The organism is Serratia sp. CY43202, from assembly GCF_052168755.1.
Classification (GTDB): Bacteria; Pseudomonadota; Gammaproteobacteria; order Enterobacterales; family Enterobacteriaceae; genus Serratia; species Serratia bockelmannii.
Window position 1 is genome coordinate 351,583 of sequence record NZ_JBJNMB010000007.1, and the last position, 9,307, is coordinate 360,889.

Here is a 9,307-nt window from a genome sequence, read left to right on the forward strand (position 1 = left end):
GGACGTCTATTTGTTGTTGCGGAGCATCATAGCGAGATGCGGCAGGCGAGGGAATCAGAGCGGTTATGACTTTTTCTTACTGCTTATAACGTCGGGTTTGAGACATTAAAAAAGGGCCGAGCAAGCTCGACCCTCGATGTGACACGCCGGCGCAGTTATTTGACCTGCATACCAGGCTGCGCGCCGCTGTCCGGGCTCAGCAGGAAGATCTCTTTCCCGCCAGGGCCCGCCGCCATCACCATGCCTTCCGAAACGCCGAAACGCATTTTGCGCGGCGCCAGGTTGGCGACCATGATGGTCAGACGGCCTTCCAGCGCTTTCGGATCCGGGTAAGCGGAGCGAATGCCGGAGAAGATCTGGCGCAGTTCGCCGCCCAGATCCAGCTGTAGTTTCAGCAGCTTGTCGGAGCCTTCGACAAAGTCGGCGCTCTTGATCAGAGCGATGCGCATGTCTACCTTGGCAAAGTCGTCGAAGGTGATGGTTTCCTGAATAGGATCATCGGCCAATGGACCGGTCACCGGTTTGGCGGCGGCCATGTCTTCCTTCGAGGCGTTGACCATCTCGCTGACCTTATCCAGATCGATACGGTTGAACAGCGCTTTGAATGCGTTCACCTGGTGGCCCAGCAGCGGTTGCGGGATTGCGTCCCAGCTCAGCTCGGCGTTGAGGAACGCTTCGGCGCGTTCGGTCAGCGAAGGCAGCACCGGCTTCAGGTAAGTCATCAGCACGCGGAACAGGTTGATGCCCATCGAGCAGATGGCCTGCAGATCGGCATCGCGGCCTTCTTCCTTCGCCACCACCCAAGGTGCCTGCTCATCCACGTAACGGTTGGCCAGATCGGCCAGCGCCATGATTTCGCGGATCGCGCGGCTGAACTCGCGGCTGGCGTAAGCTTCGGCGATGCTCTGCGCCGCGTCGACGAAGGTCTGGTACAGCGCCGGATCGGCGAGGCTGTCGGCCAGCTTGCCGCCGAAGCGCTTGTTGATAAAGCCGGCGTTGCGCGAAGCGAGGTTCACCACCTTGTTGACAATGTCGGCGTTCACGCGCTGCACGAAGTCTTCCAGATTGAGATCGATGTCATCAATGCGTGAAGAGAGCTTGGCGGCGTAGTAATAGCGCAGGCAGTCGGCATCCAGATGCTGCAGGTAGGTGCCGGCCTTGATGAAGGTGCCGCGCGACTTGGACATCTTGGCGCCGTTCACCGTTACGTAACCGTGCACGAACAGGTTGGTCGGTTTGCGGAAGTTGCTGCCTTCCAGCATCGCCGGCCAGAACAGGCTGTGGAAGTAGACGATGTCCTTGCCGATGAAGTGATAGAGCTCGGTGGTGGCGTCTTTGCGCCAGAACTCGTCGAAGTCCAGATCGCCGCGTTTGTCGCACAGGTTCTTGAAGGAACCCATGTAGCCGATCGGTGCGTCCAGCCAGACGTAGAAGTATTTGCCCGGCGCATCCGGGATTTCGAAGCCGAAGTAAGGCGCATCGCGGGAGATGTCCCACTGCTGCAGGCCGGATTCGAACCACTCCTGCATCTTGTTCGCCACTTGCTCTTGCAGCGCGCCGGAGCGCGTCCACGCCTGCAGCATTTCGCTGAAGGCCGGCAGATCGAAGAAGAAGTGCTCGGAGTCGCGCATTACCGGCGTCGCGCCGGAAACCACGGACTTCGGATCGATCAGTTCCGTCGGGCTGTAGGTGGCACCACACACTTCGCAGTTGTCGCCGTATTGGTCCGGCGATTTGCATTTCGGGCAGGTGCCCTTCACGAAACGGTCCGGCAGGAACATGCCTTTCTCCGGATCGTACAGCTGAGAAATGGTGCGGTTCTTGATAAAACCGTTTTCTTTCAGGCGGCTGTAAATCAGGGTGGACAGCTCACGGTTTTCATCGCTATGGGTCGAGTGATAGTTGTCATAGCTGATGCCAAAGCCGGCGAAATCCTGTTGGTGCTCCTGGCTCATCTCCGCGATCATTTCTTCCGGTTTTACGCCCAGCTGCTGCGCCTTCAGCATGATCGGCGTGCCGTGCGCGTCGTCCGCGCAAATGAAATGCACTTCGTGGCCGCGCATTCGTTGGTAACGCACCCAGATATCCGCCTGGATGTGCTCGAGCATGTGGCCGAGATGGATGGAACCATTTGCGTACGGTAGCGCGCACGTCACCAATAATTTTTTCGCGACTTGAGCCATAGTGAGAACTTGCTTTCTGTAATGAATAAAAGGGCCTTCGATGTTAACCGATCGCGCTCTTCGCTGCTAGGGCGGTTTCTTGCAGGTTATACGCGCCAGCCGCCGGGCAGTTCTGATATGCTTAGCCGGAAGCTACCCATTCAAAATCAAGGAGCCGGGATGAACGCAAAATCCCCTGAGCAGACCAACCCCGAAGTTCTGCGCGCCCTGGTGACCGGTGTACTGGCCGCCTTTGAACACCCGACGTTGAAAAACAACCTGACCGCATTGAAGGCTATCCATCACTGCGCGTTGCTGGACGATGTGCTGCATATCGAACTGACGATGCCGTTTGCCTGGCTGAGCGGCTTTGAAGCGCTGCAGGCAAGCGTTGGCCCCGAGCTGCTGCGCGTGACCGGCGCCAGCGCCATCGATTGGAAGCTGAAACACGATATCACGACGCTGAAGCGTGCCAACGGCCAGGCCGGTATCAAAGGCGTGCGCAATATCATCGCCGTCAGCTCCGGTAAAGGCGGGGTGGGGAAATCCACCACCGCCGTCAACCTGGCGCTGGCGCTGGTCGCCGAAGGGGCCAAGGTCGGCATTCTGGACGCCGACATATACGGCCCGTCGATCCCCAATATGCTGGGCACCGAACACGAGCGGCCGACTTCGCCGGACGGTCAACATATGGCACCAATCATGGCGCACGGCCTGGCGACCAACTCTATCGGCTATCTGGTGACCGACGACAATGCTATGGTGTGGCGCGGACCGATGGCCAGTAAGGCGCTGATGCAGCTGTTGCAGGATACGCTGTGGCCGGATCTGGATTATCTGGTGCTGGACATGCCGCCGGGTACCGGCGACATTCAGCTGACGCTGTCGCAGAACATTCCGGTGACCGGCGCACTGGTGGTTACCACCCCGCAGGATATCGCTTTGCTGGATGCCGCCAAGGGCATCGTGATGTTCGAGAAAGTGCATGTGCCGGTGCTGGGCATCGTGGAGAACATGAGCGTGCATATCTGCAGCAACTGCGGTCACCATGAGCCGATTTTCGGCACCGGTGGCGCCGAGAAGCTGGTGCAGAAATACCACAGTCGTCTGCTGGGGCAGATGCCGTTGCATATTTCGCTGCGCGAAGATCTGGATCGCGGTACGCCGACGGTGATCAGCCGACCGGACAGCGAATTCGCCGACATGTATCGTCAATTGGCCGGCCGTGTGGCTGCGCAGATGTATTGGCAGGGCGAGGCGATCCCGACAGAGATTGCGTTCCGCGCGCTGTAATCAGCCTATCGCAATGCAAGAACCCGGCTTAAACGCCGGTTTTTTTTATAGGATGCGGGCAGGGTTGTGCAAATCTGCCCGGGTATAAGGACGTTCGATCTGTGCCAGCGTTTTGGCGATATGCTCCAGCAATCCCTGGGTGGGAGCCGGCTGCCGCTGTCCCATCAGCGCCAATGGCAAGGCCAGCGCGATGGCGAAGTGCGGCCAAGAGAGATGCGGGCGCGTTTTGCTCCGCTGCAACCACAGGAACAGTGCGCTGGCCAGGTAGCCTAAAATCAGCCCGCTGATCACCTCAGATACCGAGTGCACGCGAATTTCCAGCCGCGAAACGCCGATGGCGAAAGGTAATATCCACCCGGTCAGTAAAGCGATGCTACGTATGGGGTGGGAAAAGCGACCGGTCAACGTCCAAAGCAATGGCGGCCAGATGCTTGCCGCGAGGGCTGAATGGCCGCTGAATCCGGTGAAGTCATAACTTGCGCTACCAATGCCCCAGCCCATAAAGGCCAGTTTGGACAGGCAGACCAGCCCGCCGGTGAAACCGAAGATCAGCGCCCATTGCCAGCCTGCCGCGCGAGTGGCGGGATACGCGATCAGCAACAAAAACAGAATCAGCGCGCAGGGCAGCAGCAGCATGCTGTCGCCGAAAAAAGTCAGAAAATACCAATCCAGCACATCAATCTCCGATGAAGGGGCATGGGGGAGCATAAGTCAGCGCAGGAGTGTATCTTGTTAGCGCGCGTTGCCCTAGCCGTGAGATTCTTAAAATACGGCAGTACCGATAAGACGAGATAGCCCGAATTCGCCCGCCGTTGCGCAATATACAGTGGCGCAAACCCCGGCGACTCCCTATAATTGTCGCGTTTTAGTTCCCCCCTTCACACTATGAAATCAGGTCTTTAATTTTATGACTGACAATCCGCATCAGTGCGTCATTATTGGTATAGCTGGCGCATCTGCCTCCGGAAAAAGCCTTATCGCCAGCACGTTGTACCGCGAACTCCGCGAGCAGGTCGGCGATGAGCACATCGGCGTTATTCCAGAAGACAGTTACTATAAAGACCAGACTCACCTGACCATGGAAGAACGGGTCAAAACCAACTACGACCACCCGAGCGCCATGGATCACAACCTGCTGTTCCAGCATCTGCAGATGCTGAAGGCCGGTAAGGCGATCGAGCTGCCGCTGTACAGCTACACCGAACACACGCGCAAGAAAGAAACTGTCCACCTGGAACCTAAAAAAGTCATTATTCTGGAAGGGATCTTGCTGCTGACGGATATCCGCCTGCGCCAGGAAATGAACTTCTCGATCTTTGTCGACACGCCATTGGATATCTGCCTGATGCGCCGCATGAAGCGCGACGTCAACGAGCGCGGCCGCTCGATGGATTCGGTGATGGCGCAATACCAGAAGACCGTGCGCCCGATGTTCCTGCAATTTATCGAACCTTCCAAACAATACGCCGATATCATCGTCCCGCGCGGTGGCAAAAACCGCATCGCGATCGATATTCTGAAAGCCAAAATCAGCCAATTCTTTGAATAATGCCCCTTAATGGCCGGAAATGTGCATTTCCGGCCGGCGGCCAACTATTTGCACCCCGGCGTAGACCTTTCGCCCGTTGTGTGGCAATTTTTGTTTAGTTATGCGTTTTGATGGAGAAGAGAGACATGAGACTGTGTGACCGCGATATAGAAGCCTGGCTGGATAGCGAGAAACTGGTGATTTCCCCGCGCCCGCCGCTCGAACGCATCAACGGGGCCACAGTAGATGTCCGCTTGGGCAATCAGTTCCGCGTGTTCAGTGGCCATACCGCGCCTTTTATCGATCTTAGCGGACCGAAAGACGAAGTCAGCGCCGCGTTGGATCGCGTGATGAGCGACGAGATTGTCCTGCCGGAAGGCGAGGCGTTCTTCCTTCATCCCGGCGAGCTGGCCCTGGCGGTGACGTTCGAATCCGTGACGTTGCCGGACGATCTCGTGGGGTGGCTCGACGGCCGTTCTTCTCTGGCGCGCCTGGGGCTGATGGTACACGTCACTGCGCACCGTATCGATCCGGGCTGGCATGGGCGCATCGTGCTGGAGTTTTACAACTCCGGCAAGCTGCCGCTGGCGCTGCGGCCGGGGATGCTGATTGGCGCCTTGAGCTTTGAGCCGTTGTCCGGCCCGGCGGCCCGGCCTTATAACAGCCGGCAGGACGCAAAATATCGCGATCAGCAGGGCGCAGTAGCCAGTCGAATCGACAAGGACTAACGGCGCGGGATGCACCGTCGGTGTGGCGCTGACAAGAGGGTGGCATGAGAAGATTACTGACGACATTGGCGATTTTATTGGTGGTCGTGGTGGCGGGGATGTCCGCGCTGGTACTGCTGGTCAATCCGAATGATTTTCGCGGTTACATGGTCAAAAAGGTCGAACAGAAGAGCGGCTACCAACTGACGCTCGAAGGCGACCTACGTTGGCATATCTGGCCACAGCTCAGCATTCTGGCCGGGCGCATGACGCTGACCGCGCCGGGTGCCAAGGCGCCGGTAGTGAGCGCGGAAAACATGCGCCTCGATGTCAAACTATTGCCTCTATTGTCGCATCAGCTGTTTGTTAAACAGGTGATGCTGAAAAATGCCGTCATTCGCCTCACGCCCGACAGTGAAGAGCACTCTCAGGTGGACGCCCCGATCGCACCCGCCGGTAGCGGTACTGACGCGGCAGACGCGGCCTGGAAGTTCGATATCGACAACCTACGGGTCGTGGACAGCCTGCTGGTTTGGCAGCGCGCCGACAACGAGCAAATCAATGTCCGGGATATCAATCTCACTCTGCAACAAACGGAGAAACGGCAGGCGCAGCTGGAACTTTCCAGTCGGGTTAACCGCGATCAGCGTGACCTGACCTTCAGCATGGCGGCCGATGTCGATCTACAGCAGTTCCCACGCCAGATCGGCGCCAAAGTGACTCAGTTCAATTACCAACTGGTGGGCGCGGATATTCTTAATGGCGGTATTCAGGGAGAGGGCAATGCACAGGTGGTCTATCAGCAGACGCCAGCGCAGATTGCCATCAGCCAACTGAACGTCAGTGCCAATAACAGCCAATTGGCCGGCGATATCAGCGCCAGCCTCGGGACGGTGCCTGGCTATGTGGTGAATCTGAATTCGGCTAATCTCGATCTCGACGCGCTTTCCGGTTGGCAATCCAGCACTAATACCGCCGAGCAGTCCGCCGTGACCGCCGCGCCGGTGATCGCCAGCCAGGTTGACGATCGGCAGCAGAACCTGGAAGCGCTGCGCAATTTCAATGCACAGTTGAATCTGCAGGCGGCGCAGTTGACCTACCGCGGTATGAACGTTACCCAGTTAGCCGTCGCGGCGGATAATCAACGCGGCCTACTGACGCTGCATAAACTTGTCGGGCAATTGGCCGGCGGTGATTTCTCCTTGCCGGGCTCGCTGGACGCGCGCGGTAATAAACCGGTGATCAGCGTGCAGCCGACGTTGAACCAGGTTGAACTCGGCACGGTGCTCAAAGCCTTCGACATGCCGCAGATGCTGACCGGCAAATTCAGCATGAAAGGGGATCTGACCGGCGATCGTCTTTCTTCACAGTCATTTGAGCACCGCTGGCGCGGTACGGCGCAGCTGGCGATGCAGGATGCGCAGTTGCACGGCCTGAACATTCAGCAACTGATCCAACAGGCGGTGGCGCGCAACGATAACAGCGTGCGCGGGCAAGACAGCTATCAGCGCTATACCGAGGTCAAAAGCGTCTCTGCGCAGGCCAGCCTGAATCAAGGCACGGTCAAGCTCAGCGGTCTGACGGCGGATTCTCCTTTGCTGGCGCTGACCGGCGCCGGCAGCATCGATATGCCGGGCAAGCAGTGCGATATGGCGCTTAACGTGCGCGTCACCGGCGGATGGCAAGGGCGCGGCGAGCTGATCGAACAACTGCAAAAAACGCCGATTCCGCTGCGGGTTTACGGGCCTTGGCAACAGCTGAATTATCAACTGCAAGTCGATAAAGTGCTGCGAAAAACGCTGCAGGATCGGGCCAAGGATGCGTTGAACAAGTGGGCTGAAAAGAACAAGGATTCGCGCGAAGGCCAGGATCTGAAGAAGCTGCTCGACAAACTGTAATCCCTACGACGCGGGCCACATTGTGGCCCGCGTCAATATCGAGATTCCCGCGGTAATTTCTCTCCGTTACCTTGATGAAGGTCATGAAGGCTCGCGCGCAGTTTGTGCAGAGTAAGGGCTGTTCTGCTATGACTATGCGCCTGAGCGCGAAAACATGACGAGTTGAGGAAACATGATAGAGCTTCTTATTGGCGCCGCAGTCGCGGCGGGCGTGGGCCGTTACATCATCAAGGGATATTCCGCTACCGGCGTTTTGTTGGTGGGGGGGCTGCTGCTGCTCGGCATCAGTGCCCTGATGGGGAAAACGCTGTTGCCGTCCGGCGCCACCTCAACCGGCTGGCGCGCGACCGACATGATCGAATACGTCAAGATTTTGCTGATGAGCCGTGGCGGCGATCTGGGCATGATGATCATGATGCTGTGCGGCTTTGCCGCGTACATGACGCATATCGGCGCTAACGACGTGGTGGTCAAGCTGGCCTCGCGCCCGTTGCAGATGATCAACTCGCCTTATCTGCTGATGGTGGCGGCATACTTTGTCGCTTGCCTGATGTCATTGGCGGTCTCTTCCGCCACCGGCCTCGGCGTATTGCTGATGGCGACGCTGTTCCCATTGATGGTGAACGTCGGCATTAGCCGCGGGGCGGCGGCGGCCATTTGCGCTTCGCCGGCGGCGATTATTCTGGCACCAACCTCCGGCGACGTGGTGCTGGCAGCCAAGGCGGCGGAGATGCCGCTGGTGGACTTTGCGTTCAAAACCACGCTGCCTATCTCGATTGCCGCCATCGTCTGTATGGCCGTGGCGCACTTTTTCTGGCAGCGCTACCTCGACAAAAAGAACAATGAACAGCATCACATCATGGACGTCAGCGAAATCAAAACGCATGCGCCGGGGTTCTACGCGATATTGCCGTTTACGCCGATCCTTGGCGTGCTGATCTTCGACGGAAAATGGGGGCCGGAGCTGCACATCATTACCGTGCTGGTAGGGTGCATGCTGCTGGCGGCCGTGATCGAGTTTGCGCGCAGCTTCAGCGCCAAACAAGTGTTCAGCGGCCTGGAGGTAGCCTATCGCGGCATGGCGGATGCTTTTGCCAGCGTGGTGATGTTGCTGGTGGCCGCGGGTGTCTTCGCGCAGGGGCTGAGTACCGTCGGCTTTATCAGCGGGCTGATTGGCCTTGCGCAGTCGTTTGGCACCGGCGGTTTGATCATGATGCTGGTGCTGGTGGTGATCACCATGCTGGCGGCCATGACCACCGGTTCCGGCAATGCGCCGTTCTATGCGTTTGTCGAACTGATCCCGAAACTGGCGGCGCAGATGGGCGTGAATCCGGCCTATCTGGTGATCCCGATGCTGCAGGCGTCTAACCTCGGCCGCACGCTGTCACCGGTCTCCGGTGTGGTGGTAGCGGTTTCCGGCATGGCGAAAATCTCGCCGTTCGACGTGGTAAAACGCACGTCGGTGCCAGTGATTGTCGGGCTGGTGGTGGTGATCGTGGCGACGGAGCTGCTGGTTCCCCAGTAAAAGAAAGGCCGGGGGATGCCCGGCCTCAATGCTAAACCTGACCCGTCCTGAATAGCGTTGACACATTTTACTCATGCACAGAGGAAAATGTGATGAACCAGTATATTAAACGCACACAACGCGATTACTCTCTATCCTTTAAACTGGCTGTCGTCGAACAGGTCGAAAAAGGCGAGATGACATACCGCCAGGCG

The 9,307-nt window shown here is 58.1% G+C and carries 7 protein-coding genes; 5 read left to right on the plus strand and 2 right to left on the minus strand.

Annotated features, from left to right (window positions below; all coding sequences use genetic code 11):
* Positions 1-155 precede the first annotated feature (155 nt).
* The gene (metG, locus tag ACJ8J5_RS17105; RefSeq protein ID WP_049208866.1) at positions 156-2,183 is read right to left on the minus strand and encodes a methionine--tRNA ligase; all 2,028 of its coding nucleotides are present in this window, start codon (positions 2,181-2,183) and stop codon (positions 156-158) included.
* A 159-nt stretch (positions 2,184-2,342) separates the two neighbouring features.
* Here metG and apbC point away from each other — a divergent pair, with 159 nt between their 5' ends.
* Complete coding sequence (gene apbC, locus ACJ8J5_RS17110) at positions 2,343-3,455, plus strand: iron-sulfur cluster carrier protein ApbC (protein WP_261423851.1); 1,113 nt, start codon at positions 2,343-2,345, stop codon at positions 3,453-3,455.
* Positions 3,456-3,500: 45 nt separating this feature from the next.
* On the opposite strand, the gene ACJ8J5_RS17115 is transcribed toward apbC, so the two are convergent.
* A complete protein-coding gene (locus ACJ8J5_RS17115) occupies positions 3,501-4,130 on the minus strand; it encodes a phosphatase PAP2 family protein (protein WP_060447533.1) in 630 nt (209 codons plus the stop codon).
* Between the two features lie 232 nt (positions 4,131-4,362).
* Here ACJ8J5_RS17115 and udk point away from each other — a divergent pair, with 232 nt between their 5' ends.
* From udk to dcuC, 4 genes are all read left to right on the plus strand, one after another.
* Entirely contained in the window at positions 4,363-5,004 is a 642-nt protein-coding gene (udk, locus tag ACJ8J5_RS17120) for a uridine kinase (RefSeq protein WP_004938922.1), read from the plus strand.
* A gap of 125 nt (positions 5,005-5,129) precedes the next feature.
* Positions 5,130-5,711: a dCTP deaminase gene (gene dcd / locus ACJ8J5_RS17125; RefSeq protein ID WP_019454407.1), complete on the plus strand. Its 582-nt coding sequence runs from the start codon at positions 5,130-5,132 to the stop codon at positions 5,709-5,711.
* 44 nt (positions 5,712-5,755) lie between these two features.
* The gene (gene asmA, locus ACJ8J5_RS17130) at positions 5,756-7,588 is read left to right on the plus strand and encodes an outer membrane assembly protein AsmA (RefSeq protein WP_148123265.1); all 1,833 of its coding nucleotides are present in this window, start codon (positions 5,756-5,758) and stop codon (positions 7,586-7,588) included.
* Between the two features lie 172 nt (positions 7,589-7,760).
* Positions 7,761-9,113 carry an anaerobic C4-dicarboxylate transporter DcuC gene (gene dcuC, locus ACJ8J5_RS17135; protein WP_099817592.1) on the plus strand — a complete coding sequence of 451 codons (1,353 nt, stop codon included), beginning with the start codon at positions 7,761-7,763 and terminating at the stop codon, positions 9,111-9,113.
* Positions 9,114-9,307 lie beyond the last annotated feature (194 nt).